The 22,098-nt window shown below is 46.8% G+C and carries 21 protein-coding genes and 1 pseudogene; 11 read left to right on the plus strand and 11 right to left on the minus strand.

All coding sequences use genetic code 11. The features are described from left to right. Window positions 1-99 precede the first annotated feature (99 nt). The 5 genes from IY568_RS18455 to rplU form a co-directional block, all read right to left on the minus strand. On the minus strand, window positions 100-474 hold the full coding sequence (locus IY568_RS18455) for a DUF3718 domain-containing protein (RefSeq protein ID WP_010383515.1): 375 nt from the start codon (window positions 472-474) through the stop codon (window positions 100-102). A 77-nt stretch (window positions 475-551) separates the two neighbouring features. After that, window positions 552-1,043: a type 3 dihydrofolate reductase gene (gene folA / locus IY568_RS18460; RefSeq protein ID WP_230090587.1), complete on the minus strand. Its 492-nt coding sequence runs from the start codon at window positions 1,041-1,043 to the stop codon at window positions 552-554. A gap of 90 nt (window positions 1,044-1,133) precedes the next feature. Continuing rightward, window positions 1,134-2,282, minus strand: coding sequence for an Obg family GTPase CgtA (cgtA, locus tag IY568_RS18465; RefSeq protein WP_049864637.1), 1,149 nt, complete (start codon window positions 2,280-2,282; stop codon window positions 1,134-1,136). 194 nt (window positions 2,283-2,476) lie between these two features. Then, window positions 2,477-2,734, minus strand: coding sequence for a 50S ribosomal protein L27 (rpmA, locus tag IY568_RS18470; protein ID WP_010383519.1), 258 nt, complete (start codon window positions 2,732-2,734; stop codon window positions 2,477-2,479). A gap of 17 nt (window positions 2,735-2,751) precedes the next feature. Next, on the minus strand, window positions 2,752-3,063 hold the full coding sequence (gene rplU / locus IY568_RS18475) for a 50S ribosomal protein L21 (protein ID WP_010383520.1): 312 nt from the start codon (window positions 3,061-3,063) through the stop codon (window positions 2,752-2,754). 358 nt (window positions 3,064-3,421) lie between these two features. Here rplU and ispB point away from each other — a divergent pair, with 358 nt between their 5' ends. Next, a complete protein-coding gene (gene ispB / locus IY568_RS18480; protein ID WP_194868362.1) occupies window positions 3,422-4,393 on the plus strand; it encodes an octaprenyl diphosphate synthase in 972 nt (323 codons plus the stop codon). 54 nt (window positions 4,394-4,447) lie between these two features. Here ispB and IY568_RS18485 read toward each other — a convergent pair whose 3' ends face one another. Together IY568_RS18485 and mutY are read right to left on the minus strand one after the other, a co-directional pair. Continuing rightward, window positions 4,448-4,720, minus strand: coding sequence for an oxidative damage protection protein (locus IY568_RS18485; protein ID WP_194868363.1), 273 nt, complete (start codon window positions 4,718-4,720; stop codon window positions 4,448-4,450). A 34-nt stretch (window positions 4,721-4,754) separates the two neighbouring features. Further along, window positions 4,755-5,813: an A/G-specific adenine glycosylase gene (mutY, locus tag IY568_RS18490; protein WP_194868364.1), complete on the minus strand. Its 1,059-nt coding sequence runs from the start codon at window positions 5,811-5,813 to the stop codon at window positions 4,755-4,757. A 130-nt stretch (window positions 5,814-5,943) separates the two neighbouring features. Here mutY and trmB point away from each other — a divergent pair, with 130 nt between their 5' ends. The 5 genes from trmB (at window position 5,944) to arcA (ending at window position 10,917) form a co-directional block, all read left to right on the plus strand. Beyond that, on the plus strand, window positions 5,944-6,669 hold the full coding sequence (gene trmB, locus IY568_RS18495; RefSeq protein ID WP_049864640.1) for a tRNA (guanosine(46)-N7)-methyltransferase TrmB: 726 nt from the start codon (window positions 5,944-5,946) through the stop codon (window positions 6,667-6,669). 49 nt (window positions 6,670-6,718) lie between these two features. Further along, window positions 6,719-7,756 carry a methyltransferase gene (locus IY568_RS18500; protein WP_125559055.1) on the plus strand — a complete coding sequence of 346 codons (1,038 nt, stop codon included), beginning with the start codon at window positions 6,719-6,721 and terminating at the stop codon, window positions 7,754-7,756. A 187-nt stretch (window positions 7,757-7,943) separates the two neighbouring features. Then, window positions 7,944-9,566 (plus strand): sensor histidine kinase, encoded by a 1,623-nt coding sequence (locus IY568_RS18505; RefSeq protein WP_125559053.1) that lies wholly within the window; start codon window positions 7,944-7,946, stop codon window positions 9,564-9,566. Window positions 9,567-9,571: 5 nt separating this feature from the next. After that, window positions 9,572-10,090, plus strand: coding sequence for a YfiR family protein (locus IY568_RS18510; protein WP_125559189.1), 519 nt, complete (start codon window positions 9,572-9,574; stop codon window positions 10,088-10,090). A gap of 107 nt (window positions 10,091-10,197) precedes the next feature. Beyond that, window positions 10,198-10,917 carry a two-component system response regulator ArcA gene (arcA, locus tag IY568_RS18515; protein WP_010383531.1) on the plus strand — a complete coding sequence of 240 codons (720 nt, stop codon included), beginning with the start codon at window positions 10,198-10,200 and terminating at the stop codon, window positions 10,915-10,917. A 7-nt stretch (window positions 10,918-10,924) separates the two neighbouring features. Here arcA and arcB read toward each other — a convergent pair whose 3' ends face one another. Beyond that, entirely contained in the window at window positions 10,925-13,252 is a 2,328-nt protein-coding gene (arcB, locus tag IY568_RS18520) for an aerobic respiration two-component sensor histidine kinase ArcB (RefSeq protein WP_194868365.1), read from the minus strand. Between the two features lie 271 nt (window positions 13,253-13,523). On the opposite strand from arcB, the gene folE2 reads away from it, so the two are divergent. From folE2 to IY568_RS18540, 4 genes and pseudogenes are all read left to right on the plus strand, one after another. Then, window positions 13,524-14,444: a GTP cyclohydrolase FolE2 gene (folE2, locus tag IY568_RS18525; protein WP_194868366.1), complete on the plus strand. Its 921-nt coding sequence runs from the start codon at window positions 13,524-13,526 to the stop codon at window positions 14,442-14,444. A 144-nt stretch (window positions 14,445-14,588) separates the two neighbouring features. Then, window positions 14,589-15,179, plus strand: coding sequence for a DUF2726 domain-containing protein (locus tag IY568_RS18530; protein ID WP_010383537.1), 591 nt, complete (start codon window positions 14,589-14,591; stop codon window positions 15,177-15,179). Window positions 15,180-15,306: 127 nt separating this feature from the next. Continuing rightward, window positions 15,307-16,013: pseudogene (gene mtnN, locus IY568_RS18535) on the plus strand (5'-methylthioadenosine/S-adenosylhomocysteine nucleosidase). Between the two features lies 1 nt (window position 16,014). Further along, on the plus strand, window positions 16,015-16,965 hold the full coding sequence (locus IY568_RS18540; RefSeq protein WP_323744763.1) for a cobalamin biosynthesis protein CobD/CbiB: 951 nt from the start codon (window positions 16,015-16,017) through the stop codon (window positions 16,963-16,965). A 55-nt stretch (window positions 16,966-17,020) separates the two neighbouring features. On the opposite strand, the gene tyrS is transcribed toward IY568_RS18540, so the two are convergent. After that, window positions 17,021-18,220, minus strand: coding sequence for a tyrosine--tRNA ligase (tyrS, locus tag IY568_RS18545; protein ID WP_194868382.1), 1,200 nt, complete (start codon window positions 18,218-18,220; stop codon window positions 17,021-17,023). A 162-nt stretch (window positions 18,221-18,382) separates the two neighbouring features. On the opposite strand from tyrS, the gene IY568_RS18550 reads away from it, so the two are divergent. Further along, a complete protein-coding gene (locus IY568_RS18550) occupies window positions 18,383-19,720 on the plus strand; it encodes a peptidoglycan DD-metalloendopeptidase family protein (RefSeq protein ID WP_125559047.1) in 1,338 nt (445 codons plus the stop codon). Window positions 19,721-19,782: 62 nt separating this feature from the next. Here the strand turns inward: IY568_RS18550 and IY568_RS18555 are convergent, their stop codons facing one another. Continuing rightward, the gene (locus IY568_RS18555) at window positions 19,783-20,694 is read right to left on the minus strand and encodes a hypothetical protein (protein WP_194868367.1); all 912 of its coding nucleotides are present in this window, start codon (window positions 20,692-20,694) and stop codon (window positions 19,783-19,785) included. 13 nt (window positions 20,695-20,707) lie between these two features. Further along, window positions 20,708-22,078 (minus strand): DNA repair protein RadA, encoded by a 1,371-nt coding sequence (gene radA / locus IY568_RS18560; RefSeq protein ID WP_125559043.1) that lies wholly within the window; start codon window positions 22,076-22,078, stop codon window positions 20,708-20,710. Between the last annotated feature and the right edge of the window lie 20 nt (window positions 22,079-22,098).

Consider the following 22,098-nt stretch of genomic DNA (forward strand, 5'->3'; position numbering starts at 1 on the left):
CTTTTATAGCTGTGGAAATAAAAAATGCCCGCTCACTCTAAAAGTGTCGGGCATTTCTAAATACTTTAATATTTTCAGACGCTAAGTCCGACAGAGTTCTTACAGACCAGCACGCTTTTTAATAGCTGCGATCAAAGCTGAACCACCATGGCCGTTGCTCTCAGCCCAGGCGATGTCAGCGCCATCAGATAATGCACTTTTAGGTAAGCTTTTAACGATAAACTCGCCTGCATCCACCGCGTTATTAGCGATTGCATGGCGCAGCATGTTATTACCATTACACTGAACTGAATCGTACACGTTACGGATTTTAACCCGTGAGCTCTTTAGCGTGCTGCGGATACGTCTTTTATCGTCAGCCGCAATATATTCACACAAAGACACTGCTAACTGATCGTTTGCTTTGCTCGCAAAACTTACGGTTAATGCCGAAACGCCAAGACTCACACCAATAACTAAAGGAATTACTTTCATCACCAATCACCTAGTACTTTTTTCGTAAGAACAAACGCTCAATATTGTATCAACCAATACAATTGTTAGCAACAAAGTTATATTCCTTTATTTAGAGTTACGAACTTATAACTATACAAATTTTTCTCATCTGCTTCATATGTTTCGCTTGCAATTTCTTGCCACTCACCGGCCTGAGAGTGGTCAGGAAAACGCGTGTCGCCAGAAACATCCAAGTCGATGTATGTTAAATAAAGCCGATTACTTAAGGGTAGAAACTGTTCATAAATATTTCCACCTCCAATGATCATAACTTCCTCACACCCGTCAACTAAAGCCAACGCATCTTGCGGTGATGAAACTACCTCAATGCCCTCAGCACGGTAATTTTGGTTTCGACTGATCACAATATTTCGTCTGCCAGGAAGAGGACGACCAATAGATTCGAATGTTTTGCGCCCCATAACCACAGGTTTATTCAAGGTGACGGCTTTAAAATGTTTCAAGTCGGCCGGTAAATGCCAGGGCATAGCGTTATCATCGCCGATGATACGTCCGTTTGCCATCGCTGCAATCATTGATATTATCACAATACACTCCACTCATACTTTTATACTAAAAAAGGGCCAGAGGCCCTTTTTGTATCAACCCGCTTAGTGAGACGCTAAGACGGACCGCGCTTATCTTTCGTAGACGACTTCTACGTCGTAATCATCTTCGTCCCAGTCATCCCAGTCATCATCGTTATCCTGAGTTGCCTGACGGTGGTAGGTATCCCATTTGAACTCGACTTCTTCCTGCTCTTGCTCTTCGAACTTATCGCGTGGCATGCTATCCAGCAGGCCTTGAATGTCGTAGCACAACTGCTGTGTATTAAACTTATTGGCAGCAGAGATACGATACACCTGTTCAGCATCCAGCTCTTCGGCAATACGCTGACAAACCTCTTCTAACTCATCCTCTGCTAGCAGGTCTATTTTATTCAACACCAGCCAACGCGGCTTGTTGGCAAGTTTTGGGCTGTACTGATGCAGCTCATTGATGATTGCGAACGCATTATCCACTGGGTCTGTGCCATCAACTGGCATGACATCGACAACGTGCAGCAATACACGGCAACGCTCTAGGTGCTTCAGGAAGCGGATCCCCAGGCCTGCACCATCTGATGCGCCTTCAATCAAACCCGGAATGTCGGCAATCACAAAGGATTTGTTCGCTTCAGGACGTACTACACCCAAATTTGGCACCAAAGTCGTGAATGGATAATCAGCCACTTTAGGCTTAGCAGCCGATACACTGCGAATAAAGGTTGATTTACCTGCATTTGGCAAGCCTAGCAACCCAACATCGGCTAGCAACATCAGCTCCAGCTTCAGGTTTCGCACTTCGCCAGGCGTGCCCAGTGTTTTCTGTCTTGGCGCACGGTTTGTGCTCGATTTAAAGCGCGTGTTACCTAAACCATGATAACCGCCTTTAGCGACCAGTAGTTTTTGTCCATGCTTAGTCAAGTCACCCAGGCACTCCTGCGTATCAACATCAGTTACACGCGTCCCTTCCGGTACTTTCAGGATTAAGTCGGTGCCCTTTTTACCCGTCATATTACGGCCATGACCATTGGTACCTCGCTCGGCACGGTGGAACCGCTCAAACTGATAATCAATCAGGGTATTGAGGTTTTCGTCTGCTTCAAGATAAACGCTACCTCCGTCTCCGCCGTCGCCCCCATCCGGGCCACCGTCGGGTACAAATTTTTCGCGGCGAAATGAAACGACACCGCTTCCACCGTCTCCGGCTTCCGCGCGGATCTCTACTTCATCGACAAACTTCATGGTTACTCTCTTACTGGTTGTTCAGCACCTGCTATTATAGCAAGTTCATAGCGGCTTGATCAGCATGGGCAAATGCCTAACTACCGGTCTGTGGCGCGTATTTGACAGGAATAAGGTTAGAGCAAAATTCAGGCTCTGCTCTATAAAAACAAAAAACCCCGCCTAAGCGGGGTTTTTCAGTATTCTTTTACCGATTACTCAGCAATGATGCTAACGTATTTACGGTTTAAAGGACCTTTCTGCTCAAAAACAACTTTACCGTCTGCTTTTGCGAAGATTGTGTGGTCTTTACCGATACCTGCGTTAGTACCAGCGTGGAACTTAGTACCACGTTGACGAACAATGATGTTACCCGCTAGTACAGATTCACCACCGAAACGCTTAACACCTAAGCGTTTACTTTCTGAATCGCGACCGTTACGAGTACTACCAGCTGCCTTCTTATGTGCCATCTTTCTGTACCTCTAAATTAAGCGCTAATGCCAGTGATTTTAACTTCAGTGAACCACTGACGGTGGCCCATCTGCTTACGAGAATGCTTACGACGTCTAAATTTAACGATCTTAATTTTCTCGCCACGACCGTGAGATACAACTTCAGCTGTAATCTTACCACCGTTTACGAACGGCGCACCGATCTCGATTTTTTCACCATCAGCTACAAGAAGTACTGAATCAAATTCAATTGATGCACCAGTCTCAACGTCTAGTTTCTCTAGACGAATTGTTTGACCTTCAGTCACACGGTGCTGTTTACCACCACTTTGGAAAACCGCGTACATAATTAACTCCGTCTGTGCGCCCTCAAATCGACGCAACTTAATATTCTTCAATAGGGCGCGAAGTTTACGCTAATGTGCTACTTCGCGCAAGCCCTAGATCGCAAATAAATGAATAAAAAATAGCTAACTTGAGGGCGTAATAATATTTTCATTTATTCTAACGAATAGGTGTGATAAGCCAAGCTCTTTTTTGCTTTTTCAACATCGGAGTTCTGATCAGAAACAACCGATAAGTGCAAAAAACATACAAAAGCACTGATTTTTTAACCTCTCTTACGGCAAGTTATCGAGTCACGGTGAATTTTAATGTACACTTGCGGCTCGAACATCCCTGAATGAGGCTTTAGCTCGGAGCGTTATGGATATCAAAGCGATCCAGAGATTGATTGAGCAAGACATGCTTGCCGTTAATCGACTTATCAGCGACCAAATGCAATCTGACGTCGCATTGGTTAATCAACTTGGCTTATATATAGTCAATAGTGGTGGCAAACGGATCCGCCCTATGCTGGCACTTTTGGTGGCCAAAGCATTAGGGTATCAGGGCGATAAGCACATTACACTGGCGACCATCATTGAATTTATCCACACCGCAACTTTGTTGCATGATGATGTGGTTGACGAGTCTGCCCTGCGCCGTGGTGAACCAACTGCCAACGCTGAATTTGGTAATGCCGCAAGTGTTTTGGTTGGTGACTTTATATACACGCGTTCTTTTCAGTTGATGGTCGGACTGGAAAATATGGAAGTGATGCAGATCCTCGCAGATGCAACCAATGTGATTGCTGAAGGTGAAGTGCTGCAGCTGATGAACTGCAATGACCCAGACACGACTGAACAAAGCTACATGCAGGTGATTTACAGCAAAACAGCCAAATTATTCGAAGCGGCAACTATGCTGCCGGCTGTTGTGTTTGATCAATCAGCAGCGACCAAAGAAGCACTTAAATTATATGGCATGCACTTAGGCACTGCTTTTCAGCTCGTAGACGATGTCCTCGATTACAGCGCCAATGCTGAGCAGCTTGGTAAAAATATCGGTGATGATTTAGCCGAAGGCAAACCAACCCTGCCGTTAATTTATGCGATGCGCCACGGCAGTGAAGCGCAAGTTGCACAGATCCGCGATGCCATTGCCAATGGCAACGGGCTTGATAACCTGACGGAGATTCTGGCCACGCTTGAGCAGACAGAGGCGCTGGAGCATACCATGGAACGAGCTCGAAAAGAGTCACAAAAAGCCATTGAACAACTCAGTGTACTAGCTGAGTCAGAACACAAAGCCGCGCTAATTTCATTGGCGAAACTAGCCGTTGAGCGCAGCTACTAAGACAACCGCCAGACATTAAAAAGGCTGCTCATGCAGCCTTTTTAATCGAGTAGATTATACGTCTTTTGGACGGTAACCTTCGATTTCAACCTCTTTACCTTCAAACAAAAAACCCACCATTTGTTCTTCCAGCTGTTGACGATGTTCAGGATCCATCATATTTAAGTGCTTTTCGTTGATCAGCATAGTCTGCTTGTGCTGCCACTGTTGCCACGCTTCTTTACTAATGTTATTGAAGATGCGTTCGCCAACCTCTCCCGGATAAAGTTGAAAATCTAACCCTGGAGCTTCTTTTTGTAACTTTTGACAAAATACGGTACGTGCCATCTCTTTACCCTTTATACATTCGTTGTAACTAAGTTTACCCCATTGCCTTTAAGACTTTAACCAACTTTTTAGTTGGTGCTGCTAAACCCACCTCAGCAGGCTGCGCCAGCTCATACCACAGGAGTGGATTATCGTGAACACAATCCGGCGTCGCATCTAATGAGACCACCACAGGCGTGATGGTCAGTTCAAAGTGCGTAAATATATGCACAAATGGCGACAGCGTTTGCTGGCTACCCGATAACCCTTGTTGCGCCAAAAAAGTTTCCAGTTCAGTTAGTTCACTGAACTCAAAAAAACCAAACAAGCCACCCCAAATGCCGCTGCTTGGCCGCTTCTCCATGAGTACTTTATCATCAGCTCGCACTATCAGATGATAAGCCGCTTTCTTTGGCTTGGCTTTTTTCGGCTTAGAGTTAGGAAATTCTTTCACTCTGCCCTGTTGATGTGCCTGACAACGACTGACTAACGGACAAGCCTCACAGTCAAAGTTGCTACGGCTACACAGACTCGCCCCTAAATCCATCATCGCCTGATTATATTCTGAAACACGATCTTTAGGTGTTAGTGCATCGGTCAGTGCCCATAAATGATTTTCGACCTTTTTGACGCCATACCAACCTTCTACCATGAAAAAACGTGCCAGTACGCGTTTCACATTGCCATCCAGAATTGGATGCGCCTGACCCAAAGACAAAGAGAGTACAGCCCCAGCTGTGGAGCGGCCAATTCCCGGTAAGGCCATCACGGCTTCTAAAGTTTGCGGGAACTGACCCTGATATTCATCACGGACTATTTTGGCCGTTTTATGTAGGTTTCGCGCTCGTGCGTAATACCCAAGGCCAGTCCAGTGATGAAGCACTTCATCCTCCGGCGCATCGGCCAGGTCAATGATAGTTGGAAAGCGCGCCATAAAACGCTCAAAATACGGGATCACGGTCACAACTTGAGTTTGCTGTAACATCACTTCAGATACCCAGACCTTATATGGGGTTTTTTCAAGCTGCCAGGGTAAGGTTTTGCGCCCATGTAACTGATACCAGTCGACAACCTGTTTGGCAAACCATTGGGCCTGCTCATTATTTACTGTCATTGCTAGACTCTGCTTTTACTTGCTAATACACGCGCCAGTGTATGAAGCTTTTTTCAAAGGTCAAGCTCTTGTACTTGGCGCTGTGAATAGCGATAATGTGCGCCCATTTTTTACACCGAAGATGAAGACCATGAACGAATCGAGTAAAACCGCTCTGGAACAAGCCGAACAGGAAGGCAAATACATTCGCAAAGTACGCAGCTTTGTAAAACGCGAAGGCCGCCTGACCAAAGGGCAAGCTGCCGCCATTGAAAAATGTTGGGCAACGATGGGCCTGGAGCACGCTCAGGGTCGCCTGGACTTTACCGAGGTGTTTGGCAACGACAATGATGTTGTAGTTGAGATTGGCTTTGGTATGGGCAAATCGCTGGTCGAAATGGCGAAAAATTCCCCTGACCAAAATTTTATTGGCATTGAAGTACACCGCCCGGGTGTTGGCGCCTGTCTGATGGAAGCGGATGAACAAGGTGTCACTAACTTACGCGTATTCGAACATGATGCAGTCGAAGTACTGGCTGATTGCATCCCGGACGCCAGCCTGGCGAAACTCCAGCTATTCTTCCCGGACCCTTGGCATAAAAAACGCCACCATAAGCGTCGTATCGTTCAGGCTGAGTTTGTCGAGAAACTGCGCACTAAGCTGCGTATTGGTGGTGTTTTCCACATGGCAACTGACTGGGAAAACTATGCAGAGCACATGCTCGAAGTGATGCAGGCAGCGCCTGGGTTTGCAAACCAATCTGACAACAATGATTATGTACCACGCCCGGATTTCCGCCCACTGACTAAGTTTGAGCAGCGCGGTCATCGTCTCGGCCATGGCGTTTGGGATCTGATGTTCGAACGTACAGCCTGATCTGTTACAGCTTTTCGGGGCAACCAGCCCCGCCTTTTCTGGATCTCAGATGCAAAAATTAACCAACCCCAGTTTATTACTGCTGCGCAATGAAGAAGAACTGACAGGCCAGCAAATCTTGGTGATCAATCACCAGCGCGACGGCTTTTTGTCAGAACTAAAGCAATTGAATCCGCAGGCAAATATCAGCGCATTCAGTTATGACTTTGCCGATCATCAGGCTGCCGATAAGGTCGCTAATATCACCAGCTATGTGTCACATAGCCTGCCTAAACTCAACGATATTGACCTGGTCATTTATTACTACCCGAAATCAAAACCAGAAGCACAGATGATGTTCGACAATATTCGTGCCTTGTGCTCTGAGCAAACTCGTTTACTGGTAGTTGGAGAAAATAAAGGCGGCGTTAAATCTGCAGAAAAACAACTGCAGGGCAAATGTGCAGCGCATTACAAACTGGACAGCGCTAAACATTGTATTTTATATGAGTTTGCCCAGCTACAATCCCTGGCGCAATTTGACATTGCCAGCTATCAGCAGACATTTAGCATAAATGTTGCCGGGCAGCAGTTTGATGCAGTCAGCGTTCCAGGCGTGTTTAATCATGGTAAACTCGACATCGGTACTAAGTTACTGCTAGAGCATCTTGATTTGCCCACTAAGGGAAACATGCTCGACTTTGGGTGTGGTGCCGGGATCATCGCTACTTTTGTGCTTAACCAGTCACCCAAAGTACGCTTCAGCTGCCTGGATGTAAATGCACTGGCTCTCTATGCCTGTGAACAAACTTTACGCTTAAATGGTCATGAGGCTGAATTGGTACTCAGTGATGGTCTCAGACAATTGAAAGGCCGCTTTGATGCCATTATCAGCAACCCCCCCTTTCACACCGGTATTAAAACTGACTATGACATTGCAGAAGGGTTTATCAAAGGTGTGACTGAACACATGGGTAAAGGGTCACAGCTTCACATTGTTGCAAATAGCTTTCTGAAGTACCCACCACTGATTGAAGCATGCTTTGGTCAATGCGATACCCTGATCAAAAATACCAAATTTGCCGTCTATCGGGCCCGCATAAATTGAGTGTCGGTCAGTTCATCCTTGCTGTGAACTGGCCTTATTTGTCTTGTTGTACCTGCCGTCACCGGCTGCTAAACCTCTGCTAGTCAGCAAAGTGCTGAATCGTTTCGTAAAATGTGAGCTTTTTTGTGTTCTATACTGCTAAACTAAAGTGAGTGAATAGCAGGCAAGCGGGATTTGTGGTCTCCCAATGGGTAAATACGCAACCAAAACAAGTATAAGAAAAGTGCTGATCAGTGCCGTCATGCTAGTAACGGCGCTGTCTTTGTCCCTGTCTATCTCAATTTCAACCTATCTCGACGTTAAAAAGCAAAAACAGCTGATCATCAATAAGCTGGAAATGATCGCCGAGATCATTGCATTTAACGCTCAGGTAACGCTGATTTTTGACGACAGAAAAACGGAAGAAAAGCGTCTTAAATCATTTGATAAAGTCGACCTGGTGAAAAACATTCACATCTATGCAATTGATGATGTCACCAATCGGCCGGTCTTTTTCACCAGCTACAATGCCAGTAAAACACCGCCCGTACCGCTCAAGGTCAATCAAATTGAGGAGCTTCGAATACCGAAGATTTCTGAAGATTATATCGAGCTGATCTTGCCTGTTGAGTATGAAGGCAATATAGAGGGCTACGTATATCTGCGTGGTGGGCTCGAGCACCTGGCCGAATACATCAACCGAAAGATACTGGTAGATATCGCTTTAACGCTGTTTGTACTGGTGCTAGTGATGTTTGTTGCACGGGGGATCCAAAAACGAATTGCCAGCCCGATAGAGTCGCTATCTGTATTATTGCAGGATGTTTCGAAGAACCATAACTACGCCACCCGAGCGGAAAAAAGCGACATAGAGGAAATCAATATCCTCGCTAACAACCTCAATATCATGCTGACCCGGACACAAAATCAGCTTGAGCGCCATCAGGCAGATAAGCTGGAAATAAAACAGCTCAACCAAAGCCTGGAAGAAAAAGTCAATCAACGAACCATCGCGCTCAGGGAAGCAAACCAGGAGCTGCTTAATACACTGGAACGTATGCACCAGTATCAGAATCAGATAGTTGAAAATGAAAAGATGGCGTCACTGGGCCAGATGGTTGCGGGCGTAGCCCACGAGGTTAATACACCTATTGGTCTGGGTGTCACCGGTTCGACATTATTACGCGATAAACTCAGTGACATTGAAGTGGCTTTCCAGCAAAAAACGCTCACATCAAAACAGCTGGAACGATTTATCAAAGAAGGGATCGAAAACCTGGATCTCATTTATCGTAACCTCAATCGGGCCGCAGATCTGATCTCCAGCTTTAAGAAAGTCGCGGTCAGTCAGGACATAGAGATCAATTCAGACGTCAATATCACTAAACTACTCAATGCAGTAATGGGCGCAATGCGCACCGAACTGGAGCTTAAAGCCCCTCAAATTCACCTGGATTGCCCTGAAGAGCTCACCATCAGAAGTAAGTCTGGGTTGCTGCAGCAAGTGTTCGAGCAATTGTTCTCAAACTCGCTATTGCATGGCTTTACCAGCAATGAAAATAACGAAATTGCTATAAAAGTGAACAAAGAAGACCAGCAATTAACGATTGTATACAGTGACAATGGTATTGGCGTGCCAAATGCCATCAAAAAGCGCATATTTGACCCATTTGTTACCACGCGCCGAGGAGAAGGTGGTAGTGGACTGGGCATGCATTTAGTCTATAACCTGGTCACTCAGGCGCTGGGCGGAAGTATCACATTAAAAGAAGACTATAAATCGGGTACTCAATTTGTGATCAGCTTGCCTCTGAAAGGAGGTACACAGTGAGATTTATGTACCTATTTATTTTTTGCTGTCTTTCACTTTTTTCTACGTTTAGTTTTGCGAAATCGCCGGAAGAAATCCGCTCGGCCTTTTTATATCAAATGGCAAAGTTCATTGATTTTCCTGAGCAAAAGAATAAGAAAACGACTCGATTTTGTTTTTATGACATAAAAAACGGACCAGGTGCTGTTTTATATAGTAACCGTACCTTAAAAATACGTTTAAAGCCGATTGAAATAATAGAAGTGAAAAAGTCTGAGTCTTTGCGGGAACTTTCCCAAAGATGTGATATCACATACATTGATGAAACATTGGAAGATGATATACTGTCCGCTTGGACCGATACAATGGCCCTAAGTATGGTAACTGTGGGCGAAAGTATCGAATTTTTGGAAGGGGGTGGGATTGCGTCCTTGGTCCAGGAAGGGAGTAAGATAAGACTGTATATAAACAAGCAAGAAGTCACCCAGCACAACTTTAAAGTGCTTTCCCGGTTGCTTGCCGTCTCCAAGTTTTATCCTAACTGATTTTACTTGTTAACAATTGAATATACTCCTATAATCGTTAACATTCGGTTTTATTATATAACGCCGATGATTTTGTAAATACAATATTCCGAAAAGGTTAATTAATAATGCAAACGCCAGTCATTCTAATTGTTGAGGATGAAGACGTAACTCGACTGAACCTCGTTAGTTTATTTGAAGCCGAAGGTTATAAGGTAATTGAAGCCATTGATGGCGATGATATGCATGAAAAATTGACGTCAAATGACGACGTCAACTGTGTGATCATGGATATTAACCTGCCTGGTAAAAATGGCCTTATCCTGGCTCGTGAGTTACGCCAGAAGAAAAACATCGGTCTTATTTTCTTGACCGGTCGTGACAACGATGTCGACCGTATTCTTGGTCTGGAGATCGGTGCCGACGACTATGTCACTAAGCCTTTCAACCCACGTGAACTTACAATCCGTGTGCGCAACCTGATCACTCGTACCGGCTCAAGCCCGGAGGAGTCTAGTATTGACAGCAATGGCGTCATTACATTTAACGGTTGGGAACTGGATGAGAATAGCCGCTGCCTGACTTCACCAACTGGTGAAGCGAAACGTTTGCCGAAGGGCGAATATCGTGCACTGCGTCTGATGTTGGACTCACCTGGTCGTATCTTCAGTCGTGAGCAGCTGATCAAGCACATGACAGGTCGTGAGTTGCGTGCCAACGACAGAACGGTAGACGTCACCATTCGTCGTATCCGTAAGCACTTTGAAACCGACAACAACACGCCTGAACTGATCAGCACCATTCATGGTGAAGGCTACCGCTTCATCGGTAAGATCGATAGCCAATAAGTTTGCGTTACGAGTTTTCAGCGAGCTTTGCAATTAATGAGTGAAGGGCAGATTGCCCTTCTCTTATTTTCACCTCTAGTTCATCTAACCAATCCGCACGTTGCTCTTTGTCTACCTGAGCACCTTCCAGCTCCATCGTTTTAGCATGCAATTGCACATTCTGCAGACCAACAGAGCCCGCGGCGCCTTTTAGTTTATGTGCCACAGACACATAGGTCTCGGTATCCTCATTTTGATTAGCCTCATCCAGCTCTTTGTGATAAGTCGGATTAAGGCGAGCAAATAAGTCACAGCTGCGCTTAAAGGGCTCTATACCCATAGATGATACAAAGTCAGTGATTGTTTCCACATCCAGCAACGCTTGCTCTTGCTCGCTCAATTGCAACGGCTCAGACTGAGGCGAAGCTTGTTTGTCTTTGCTTGCCTCTATCCCAAACAGCTCAGCAAGCATCTTATCCAGCTTTGTGGTGTTGATAGGTTTTGCCAGTGCGCCCTGAATATCAATTCCTTGCAGCTCTTGCTCTGCGCTACGCACATTAGCCGTCAGTGCTACGATAGGTAACTCATCAAAGTGGCTATCGGCACGGATCTGCCGCGCAATTTCATCACCATTGATGTCTGGTAACTGCATATCAAGTAGGATCAGATCCAACTCATCCTCAGTTTCAACCATCGACAAGGCATCTTCCCCGGTTTCTGCCCAGACGACCTCATGTCCACGTTGTTCCAGCAAGTTAGTGGCAATTTCAGCATTCAGTGGCACATCTTCTACCAACAAAATGTAAAGACTACGGCCCGCATAGCTTTGCTCATTTGGCGCTGAGCAGAGCTCCAAAGGTAGCTCCACATCAAAGCGACTGCCTTCTCCCTGCATGCTGCTGACGTGAATTGTACCTTTCATGGCATGCACCAGCGCTTTTGTCACCGCCAGGCCAATCCCTGAACCAATGGCATTATTACCACTGGCATCGGGTGCTTTGTAATACATGTCGAAAATGCGATCTTGTTGATCAGAAGGGATCCCCACACCTGTATCGATGACACTGATCGACAACCAGGGGCCATCAACACGGTTTTCGCGACGACACTCCAGAGTAACGCCACCTCGGTGAGTAAACTTCACAGCATTGTTGATCAGGTTCCACAACACCTGACGCAAACGAGTTGGGTCTAACAGCGCATAGATATCCAACATACCTGAACGCTTGATATTGAACTCAAGGGCTTTTTGTTCCGCTATCAGGCCTGCAAAGTTGACAACATCATTGATAAAGTCCGACACATTAATGCTGTCTGTGGCAATATCAAGCTGCTCCCTGTCTATCTTATCCAGATCGATAATGTCATTGAAGATATTACCTAAAGTTTCAGCACTGGAGAAAACAGTATTGCACCAGCTTTTTTGTTGTTTTGTCAGTTCAGTGTCCAATAACATACGTGTCAGACCGACAATGCCGTTGAGCGGTGTGCGTAATTCGTGGCTCAACGTGGCAATAAATTTCCCTTTATCTTTATAGGCCGTTTCCAGTGCCTGCTCCGCTTCTTTACGACTGGTAATATCACGACCGAACGCCAGCAGCCCGATATATTCCCCATCATCATTAATGAAGGGCAGTTTACGCATCTCAAACCAGCAGTTTTCATTGGCGACCGGGTATTCTACGTCAACATTAATCGATTGCTGGGTCTCAATCACTTGCTCATCAGTTTGCAGTACCCTCGGAACATCCTGTTCACCAAACACTTCCTGTACCGTGTGGCCGATCAGTTGTTCACTGGTTTTGCCAATGACTTGTTCAAACTTCTTGTTGCAACCCGCAAATACGCCCCGCTCATCTCGGTAATAGAATAAGTCAGGAGAGGAATCTACGATACTACGCAGTAACATACTCTGCTGAGCCAGCTCTTGCTCGGCTTTGCGCCGCTCCGAGATTTCTTTACGCAATTCTGCGATTGCCCGGTGCTTTGCATGCAGCGCCATTTTCCGCTCGTCAATTTCGTTATTGAGCCGGTTAATGTTGTCTTTGAGTGTCTGGTTGAGCAGTTTTTCTTGTTGTGTGGCGGATTCAAGATACTCTTTCGACGCATCCAGCTGACGCATTGCATAGATAGCAACAGAAAGCAGTAATGGAGAGGTTAATGCGGCAAATAACACCACCGACAGCACATTGACCAGTGTGACTTCACCGAGCGCCACGTAGTAAAACATACACGCCAAAACCAGAGACACAATCAGTACGAAAGCATAGGCCACAACCCCAGCCCAGCGGTCTCCGTAGTTTTTAATCAAATTCGATAAAATTCGGGCCCAGGTCCCAAATGAAGAGTCAAGCATAATAAAATCACCTAGTTAACCCCTACATTATACCTGACCAAAACACAGAAGCGAGTGACCAAAGGTCGCAGGCGACATTGCACAAACTAAAATAACCTCTGTAGCGCCCGTATTCAGTGCCTTTTGTGGATGTGTAGAAAGTCGACATCGGCGTACGAAATTTTGCACACTTGGGCGATTTTTTTACCAGAATTTTTCCTGCGGGCTCGGCAAGTTGTGACATTTTGGTGTAACATGCCCAACCCTGATAGTCGTGATTAAGAGAGTTCAAATGCCAACTTCAATGCCTGACATTGCACATTCTGCAGACGCCTTACAAGAAGGCAAGCTAGACTGGGTCGGAATGGGAAATATCGAGCTACCTTTACTGTTATCAAGTAAAGGCTTGAATGATACGCCCGTAACAGCCAAAGCGGATGCGTTTGTCAGCCTGGACAGGGAAGATGCGAAAGGTATCCATATGTCACGGTTATTTTTGGCACTCGACTCGCTGTCCTGTGAACAGACACTGACACCCGCGGCGATTCGCTCGGTTCTGGATAGCTTTATCACCAGTCATGAAGGACTGAGCCACAGCGCTAAGGTAACGTTTCATTTCGAATTACCACTGCGCCGTGCTTCCTTATTAAGTGGTAAGCAAGGCTGGAAAAACTACCCTGTTGTGATCACCGCTAACCTGGCAAACGGCCAGTTTAATCTGGAATTAGCCGTTGATGTTACTTACTCATCAACTTGCCCTTGCTCTGCAGCCCTTGCCCGTCAGCTGATCCAAAATGCCTTTGAAGAAAAGTTTACCGATCAGCCACTTGATCATGCCAGTGTTCATGCCTGGTTAGGCACCACTGAAGGCATCCTGGCAACACCGCACTCACAACGCTCTGTAACGAATATCAAGGTCAAACTGGATGAGCATTGTCAGGAGTTTGACATCTTGGGTCTGGTAAACATGGTAGAAGATGAACTAAAAACGCCTGTACAGGCAGCGGTTAAACGTGAAGATGAGCAAGAATTTGCCCGCCTTAACGGTCAGAACCTGATGTTCTGTGAAGACGCCGCCAGAAAACTCAAAGCCTTGTTTGAAGCTGAAAACTACCCAGACTACTATATAAAGATAAACCACTACGAATCTTTGCATGCACACGATGCCGTTGCATATGCCGTAAAAGGCCTGAAAGACGGCTACCGCGCTTGATCCAGTCAAGCACTGTGCTTTCCTTATCCGCTCGGCCATCCCAAACCGCCGAGCGTTTTTAATTCTTCAGCATTCAGAAAAATCACTTTAGGCACACTCTTTGCTTAATAATTTGCAAGTCAAATTGTTGTCGTGGAGTGATTTATGGAACTAACATTATTATCTATTCTGGCGCTGGTCGTTATTGCTTCCATTGTTATTTCAAAATATACGGATAACGGCGGTAACCCCTATCCGTTTAATCGAAAAGAATCTGTATTCACAACAGTCGAAGCCTCCTTTTTACAGCTATTAGAGCGTTCAGTAGGTGACAAGTTTAAGATTGTCAGCAGAGTTAAGCTGATTGAAATTATCGAGTGTAAACCTGGATTATCCAAAAAGGCACGCCGGGCTGCCATCACCAAAGCGCAAAATAAGCAGCTCGATTATGTGCTGGTTGACAAAGAAACGCTCAATATTGTCGCTGCCGTTGATCTGGTAAACAACGCCAATAAAAACGGCCACAAAGCACAAAAAGACTGGTTCGTCAGCGGTGCGCTGGAGTCAGCCGGGATCCCACATATTCGCATGAAGGTAAAAAGTGGTTACAAAAGCGCTGAAGTGCGGGCTGCCATCCTGTTTAAACTAGGCAAGAAACCAGAGCCACAGGGCAAGCCTCGCAATCGCAATTACAAACCTGCGGTACTTTCACCGTCTCAGGCCAAAGCCGCGGCAACCCAACTGGCAGAAATTTAGCCTGCCACACTCACTGTCGGCCCAACTCAGGGCTGACAGCAAAACGTTTTAACCTGCCTAACATCATATTTTCTAACACCAGTTTTGATATATAATGAGCAACACGGTTAAAAAATAAGAGAAGATTATGAAAGTAGGTATTATTGGCGCGATGGAACAGGAAGTCACAATCCTGCGTGACGCAATGAACAATACACAAACCGCAACTAAAGGCGGTTTCACCTTTTATCACGGTGAACTAGGTGGACATGAGGTAACTCTGGTTCAGTCTGGTATTGGCAAAGTGGCCGCGACAGTGCAACGACGCTGCTAATCGACAACTACAGCCCTGACTGTGTGATTAATACAGGTTCAGCCGGCGGCTTTGATCCTGAGCTGAACGTCGGCGATGTCGTGATCTCGTCAGAAGTAAGACATCATGATGTTGACGTCACTGCATTTGGCTATGAACTGGGTCAGGTACCACAAATGCCAGCAGGCTTTAGCGCACACTCAGCTCTGGTTGAAGCCGCTCAGCAAAGTGTCGGTGAACTGACAGACATTCAGACAAAAGTAGGCCAAATCTGTACCGGTGATTCATTCATGTGTGATCCAGTCCGCATTGACAAGACGCGCCAGGACTTCCCACACATGCTGGCGGTTGAAATGGAAGGCGCCGCAATTGCTCAAGCCTGTCACGTGTTACACACCCCGTTTGTCGTGATCCGCTCGCTGTCAGACATCGCCGGCAAAGAATCGCCGCAATCATTTGACGCCTACCTGGAAGTTGCCTCTGTAAACTCTTCGAAGCTGGTTATTGCCCTGTTGGCAAAGCTGGATCAGGTTTCGCTGTAAGGTGTTAACTGAACATTTGCAAGCCCACATGGGCTTGCTGATTTTCTTACTGGCAACACTCAGCGCGATAGGATTCAGAACCTCCAGCCTGTATCACCCCAATGTCGTCATGACGCTGTTGTTTACTAATCTGGCTCAAAAAGTTTACCGTCCTAAGGCACCAAATAGCTATCAACTGCTATCCGGCAGTATGGCATTTATCCTGCCAATGCTGATCATCTTGCTCATTTTGGCCGCTCTGGGCTATTTGTCTTTCTACCCTCAATGGCTTGGTGGCCTGGTATTATTTTTCTGTCTGGATATTCAACACGAACGGCGTGCCAAGCGGATTGCGATTTTACTCAAACAACAACAAAAAGCGGCTGCACGCCAGTTACTTGGCGCTATGGTAAAGCGGGATGTGGAGAAACTGTCTTTGATGGGCATATGCAAAGCATGCCTGGACAGCCTGGCATTACGTGGCATGCGGCATTTCTATCTGGTCATGGTGTTTTATCTGATTGGTGGCCCTCTGCTGGCATTGAGCTATAAATTGATGTTGCTCTGCGATCACGCCTGGCGCAGCAAGATGCGTCCAGACACAGCATTTATTAAACCGCTGCAACTGAGCCTGGCGATTCTCGAGTGGTTGCCCGTCAGGCTGTTCGTTTTAATGATGGCGCTGACACAAAACCTGGGGAAAACACTGCACTACCTAAAACACTATGGTCAGTTCTACCGCCCTGCCAGTTCAGGTTGGATCCTGGCTTTGTTTGCAGCCAGCCTCAATACCCAGCTCGCCGGGCCACGCTTTTATCAGCAGCAGCGATTTGACAATATGCGCATTGGCAGCGACAGACCGCCAGAACCGGAGACCATAAGCCTGATGCTCAAGTTGTTGGCAACCATGCGCTGGTTTTTCCTTTGTGCCCTATGCCTGTGCTGGTTAACCATTAATATTCTCACCCATTAAAAAGGGCGGCCAAATAGCCGCCCTTACTTTGAATTCACTTCATTAACTCAGTCGATTATTCAACAGTGATTTTGGCGAACTTGCGTTTACCTACCTGGTAAATCGCTGTCGAGCCTTTCTCAACGCTCAGCTTAGAATCGGTGACTTTATCTTCACCATTGAGCTTAACCGCGCCTTGTTTAATCATACGCATCGCTTCTGAGGTGCTGGCAACCAAGCCAGCTTCTTTTAACACATTAGTAATGAAAGTCGCAGGCTCAGCAATGGTGATGGTTACCTCTGGAATATCATCAGGCAGGGCATTTTTCTGGAAACGCTTAATGAAATCCTGATGTGCAGCTTCAGCATCTGCTTCGCTGTGGAAACGTGCGATCATTTCTTTCGCAAACTCAATCTTAATGTCTCGTGGATTACGACCACCAGCCACTTCTTCTTTGAGGCCCGCAATCTCTTCCAGTGACTTAGCGCTTAGCAACTCGTAGTAGCGCCACATCAGTTCGTCAGAAATCGACATCACTTTACCAAACATATCGTTTGGCGCATCTGTGATACCAATATAGTTACCCAGTGACTTAGACATCTTCTGCACGCCATCGGTGCCTTCCAGCAATGGCATCATCAGCACGGTTTGTGGCTTCTGACCTTCTTCTTTTTGTAACTCCCTGCCCATTAACAGGTTAAAGCGCTGATCGGTACCACCGAGTTCAACATCCGCTTCCAGCGCCACTGAATCCCACCCCTGTACCAGCGGGTAAAGGAATTCATGAATAGCAATTGACTGGCCACCCGCATAACGTTTTTTGAAATCATCACGTTCAAGCATACGCGCAACCGTTTGACGCGCTGCAAGCTTAATCATGCCCGCACTACCTAATTTTTCCATCCATTCAGAATTGAACGCTACAGTGGTTTTAGCCGGATCCAGGATCTTAAATACTTGCTCTTTATAGGTTTCAGCATTAGCCAGTACATCTTCACGAGTTAGCGGTTTACGAGTGACATTTTTACCCGTAGGGTCGCCAATCATGCCTGTGAAATCACCGATCAGGAAAATAACCTCATGCCCTAAGTCTTGGAAAGTTTTTAGCTTGTTGATAAGGACCGTATGGCCCAAGTGCAAATCCGGGGCTGTTGGATCGAAACCCGCTTTGATCCGCAACTTTTTACCTGACTTCAGCCTTTCTTTTAAATCTTCTTCAATCAGAATTTCTTCAGCACCGCGCTTTATCTCTGCCAATGCCGTATCTATGTCCACAGTTGTCACGCCAACCTCACTCCAACAATTTAATCAGTTAATCGCCCGATTTTAGCTTATATTTGGGGTAGTTTAAATGTATAAAAGACTGGTATTTGCGCATTATTACGTATATGCTGCACTATTATTTGCAATAATTCTTGACAGCGGAAAAGGCACGTTATGGTACATGCAGTGCACAAACTCCCAAAAAAACACAAGTTGCTGATCCTGGGCTTGCTGTCAGCAATGGTCGCTATTGCACTCATTCCGTCTGAGAAGGCAACAGCCTCCCGAGATCACGACAAAGACGCGCTCGAAGTCGGCAAGCGCTATGAGCTTCCTTTGAATGTCGAAGAGCCACAGCCTCAACTGACTGAGCTCAGTGAAGCGCCCGATATCATTGAACAGCCGCTTGCTCCCGAAGCCCCACAATACGATTTCGTTGACCACCAGGTCCGTAATGGCGACAGCCTGGCAGTGATTTTTAAACGCGCCGGCTTTTCAGCACAAACGCTGCATAAGCTCGTCAATACCAATGCCGAAACACGAAAACTTACCAAAATCCATCCAGGCGAAGTGCTGAGCTTTGCCAGTAATGAACAAGGTGAGTTGTTACAGCTGAAATATGTGCTATCAAAAACAGATACACTACTTGTCAGCCGTAATGAGGAAGGCAGTTATGCCACACGGATCGAAAGCAAAGAAATAGAGACTGTCGAAAAGTCAGCCGGGGGCGAGATCAAGTCCAGCTTTTGGACGGCCGGTATCACCGCAGGCTTATCTGAACGTCAGATCATGAACTTTGCGCACATCTTTGGTTGGGATGTCGACTTTGCCAACGATATTCGCAAAGGTGATCAGTTTTCTCTTATCTACGAATCACATTTTGTGGATGGTGAGGAAATCGGCACTGGCAAAATCATCGCTGCTGAATTCATTAATCAGGGTGAGCGCTATACCGCAGTACGTCACTCCGACGGTGACTTCTACACCCCTGAAGGGCGCAGTATGAAAAAGGCCTTCCTGCGTGCACCGGTTGATTTCAAATATATTAGTTCCAACTTTAACCCGCGCCGTCTGCACCCTGTCACGGGCCGCGTGTCGGCGCACCGCGGCATAGATTACGCCGCCAGAGTCGGCACACCTGTGGTCTCTGCGGGTAATGGTAAAGTCATTAAATCTGGCTTTAACCGCCTAAATGGTAACTATGTATTTATACAGCACGGCAGTCAGTATGTGACTAAGTACCTGCATTTACATAAGCGCCATGTCAAAAAAGGCCAGAAGGTCAAGCAGGGCCAGAAAATTGGTACTGTTGGTGCAACGGGTCGCGTAACCGGTGCTCATCTGCATTATGAGTTTCTGGTAGATGGCGTGCATCGCAACCCACGTACAGTCAAGCTGCCCAAATCACAGCCCTTACCTGCGGCGGAACTCGCCACCTTTAAGCCACTGGCACAGCAAATGCTCGCCAAGCTGGAACGTAATCGCGAGCTGATGCTGGCATTGAATAACTAACACATACACCTAATACGAAAAAAGCCACCGAGAGGTGGCTTTTTACTGTTTGACAACCTGGCTCAAGAGCCAGTTATTTTCAGATTTAAGAACTTTTCAAGTGCCTCCGGATCAGCGGACAGTGACTGGACTTGCTGAGAAAATGCATTGAAGTCCATCGCCTCATCTAATGACACACTAACCTCCAGCGCATTTAGGCCAGCCGCAAAACCACTGAGTCCCTGTTTGGCTTCTTCAGAAACCGGTACCTGTGCCAGTTGCATGGCCAGCATCTGCTCAAATTGCTCTTTGCTCAGTCCCTGGTTGGTCAATAACTCTGTCACCAGAGCGTCTAACTTCGGCTGTCCGGCAATAGCAAACGTCAGGGTTTGTGGTTGTAGCGACTGTACCGCAGAAATCAGCTTGCTTTGCATTTGCAATTCCTGCTCCAGCGTCCTTGTGCTCTGCTGCATCTCTAAAGAGGTTGTCATCAACTCTGTACTGTTGCCCAGATCGAAGTTGAGCTCAACACCCACTACCCCATCCGCCTCAACGGAAGATTTGAACTGACTGTTGCCGTTGTCCGGGTTATAACGTAAAGATGAGGTAAGCGCATAACTGGCACCAGCCAGCGTAGCAGCTTGCGGCGCCAGTTCCGCCGCCAATACAGGGCTAAGTGTCACATTCGCCAGCTTTACTTCAGTAAACTCACTGATTTTGTCTGCCTCGTAGCCCTGTAAGCTGAATTCACCAATGTTCAGCAACACCTGTTGCTCCGCTGCGTCTTTAATTTCCAAAGACTGAACTTTAATTGTGTTGGTAAACAAATTGTAGGACGACCCCTGATGCTCAATGAGCAGCTCAGATTGTTCAGCAAATTGTGTGATCTGCTTCTGCACCACCAACTCAGCTTGTTGATTCGCATAAAAGTGTGCGCCAACAACAGCAGCTGACAACGCACCAGCCACCGCCAACATGATCGTAGATTTTTTCATTTTTGAGGATTCCCTAAAACAAGGCTTCGAGCGCATCACTGAGGCTGGCAACGGCAACCACCTCCATTCCCTCAATGACATCCTTTGGTTTATTCGCGATAGGTACAATAGCACGTTTGAAGCCATGTTTCGCGGCTTCGCGCAGTCTTTCCTGGCCACTGGGCACCGGACGGATCTCTCCCCCTAACCCAACTTCTCCGAACACCACCATCTGACGTTCCAACGCATGGTTTTTAAAACTCGAGACCAAAGCAGCAATTAATGCCAAATCGGCACTGGTTTCGGATACCTTAACGCCACCGACGACATTGACAAAGACATCTTGATCAGCCACCTGCAAACCACCATGACGGTGTAACACAGCAAGCAACATAGCCAGGCGATTTTGCTCCAGACCAACAGTAACACGACGTGGGTTTGCCAGTTGAGAGTAGTCTACCAACGCCTGAACTTCGACCAACAGTGGCCGGGTACCTTCCCAGATGACCATTACCAGAGAGCCTGGCGTTTGCTCCTCGCCACGATTGAGGAAAATAGCTGACGGATTACTGACCTCTTTCAGGCCCAGGCCAGTCATAGCAAATACCCCAAGCTCATTAACCGCCCCAAAACGGTTTTTATTACCACGCAGCGTTCTGAAACGGCTGTCACTGCTGCCTTCCAGTAAAATAGAGCAGTCAATACAGTGCTCCAGTACCTTAGGGCCCGCCAGGGAGCCGTCTTTGGTCACATGGCCTACCATAATGATAGCGACCTGATTTTGCTTCGCAAAACGGGTCAGGTACGCGGCACTCTCGCGCACCTGAGACACGCTCCCAGGCGCCGACTGCACATCACTCATGTGCATCACCTGTATCGAGTCAATGACCATAATGGCGGGCTTTTCACGCAAGGCCAGCTGGCAAATACTTTCCACGTTCGTTTCGGCCAATGTGCGTAATTTGTTGGTCGGCAGGCCCAGCCGCTTTGCACGCATCGCCACTTGCTGCAAGGATTCCTCACCCGTCACATACAAAGTAGGCATGGACTCGGCCAGCAAACACATAGTTTGCAATAGTAAAGTACTCTTACCGGCTCCCGGTTCACCACCAATCAAGATGGCACTACCCGGCACAACACCACCACCTAATACGCGGTCGAACTCTTTGAATCCAGTAGAAAATCTTGGTAACGATTCGAGGTTAACTTCATCCAGTGTTTGGACCTTGGCTTCGACAACCCCTGCATATCCGGCCATAGTGCCGCCGCGCGGTGCCGCTTTGACTGATGGCACTCTGAACTCGGTAATTGTATTCCAGGCTTTACATTCAGAACATTGCCCTTGCCATCGAGCAAATTCCGCTCCACAATCACTACAGACAAATGCGGTTTTCTTTTTTCCCATAAAAATCAAGGCATAGTTAT

Origin of the sequence: Pseudoalteromonas sp. PPB1, from assembly GCF_015356275.1 — a bacterium.
Taxonomy (GTDB): Bacteria; Pseudomonadota; Gammaproteobacteria; order Enterobacterales; family Alteromonadaceae; genus Pseudoalteromonas; species Pseudoalteromonas rubra_D.

Excerpts from the sequence above, each read along its gene's own strand:
- IY568_RS18455 (WP_010383515.1), bottom strand. The coding sequence starts at position 474 with ATGAAAGTAATTCCTTTAGTTATTGGTGTGAGTCTTGGCGTTTCGGCA.
- cgtA (WP_049864637.1), bottom strand. The coding sequence starts at position 2,282 with ATGAAGTTTGTCGATGAAGTAGAGATCCGCGCGGAAGCCGGAGACGGT.
- rpmA (WP_010383519.1), bottom strand. The coding sequence starts at position 2,734 with ATGGCACATAAGAAGGCAGCTGGTAGTACTCGTAACGGTCGCGATTCA.
- rplU (WP_010383520.1), bottom strand. The coding sequence starts at position 3,063 with ATGTACGCGGTTTTCCAAAGTGGTGGTAAACAGCACCGTGTGACTGAA.
- ispB (WP_194868362.1), top strand. The coding sequence starts at position 3,422 with ATGGATATCAAAGCGATCCAGAGATTGATTGAGCAAGACATGCTTGCC.
- IY568_RS18485 (WP_194868363.1), bottom strand. The coding sequence starts at position 4,720 with ATGGCACGTACCGTATTTTGTCAAAAGTTACAAAAAGAAGCTCCAGGG.
- mutY (WP_194868364.1), bottom strand. The coding sequence starts at position 5,813 with ATGACAGTAAATAATGAGCAGGCCCAATGGTTTGCCAAACAGGTTGTC.
- trmB (WP_049864640.1), top strand. The coding sequence starts at position 5,944 with ATGAACGAATCGAGTAAAACCGCTCTGGAACAAGCCGAACAGGAAGGC.
- IY568_RS18500 (WP_125559055.1), top strand. The coding sequence starts at position 6,719 with ATGCAAAAATTAACCAACCCCAGTTTATTACTGCTGCGCAATGAAGAA.
- IY568_RS18505 (WP_125559053.1), top strand. The coding sequence starts at position 7,944 with ATGGGTAAATACGCAACCAAAACAAGTATAAGAAAAGTGCTGATCAGT.
- IY568_RS18510 (WP_125559189.1), top strand. The coding sequence starts at position 9,572 with ATGTACCTATTTATTTTTTGCTGTCTTTCACTTTTTTCTACGTTTAGT.
- arcA (WP_010383531.1), top strand. The coding sequence starts at position 10,198 with ATGCAAACGCCAGTCATTCTAATTGTTGAGGATGAAGACGTAACTCGA.
- arcB (WP_194868365.1), bottom strand. The coding sequence starts at position 13,252 with ATGCTTGACTCTTCATTTGGGACCTGGGCCCGAATTTTATCGAATTTG.
- folE2 (WP_194868366.1), top strand. The coding sequence starts at position 13,524 with ATGCCAACTTCAATGCCTGACATTGCACATTCTGCAGACGCCTTACAA.
- IY568_RS18530 (WP_010383537.1), top strand. The coding sequence starts at position 14,589 with ATGGAACTAACATTATTATCTATTCTGGCGCTGGTCGTTATTGCTTCC.
- IY568_RS18550 (WP_125559047.1), top strand. The coding sequence starts at position 18,383 with ATGGTACATGCAGTGCACAAACTCCCAAAAAAACACAAGTTGCTGATC.
- IY568_RS18555 (WP_194868367.1), bottom strand. The coding sequence starts at position 20,694 with ATGAAAAAATCTACGATCATGTTGGCGGTGGCTGGTGCGTTGTCAGCT.
- radA (WP_125559043.1), bottom strand. The coding sequence starts at position 22,078 with ATGGGAAAAAAGAAAACCGCATTTGTCTGTAGTGATTGTGGAGCGGAA.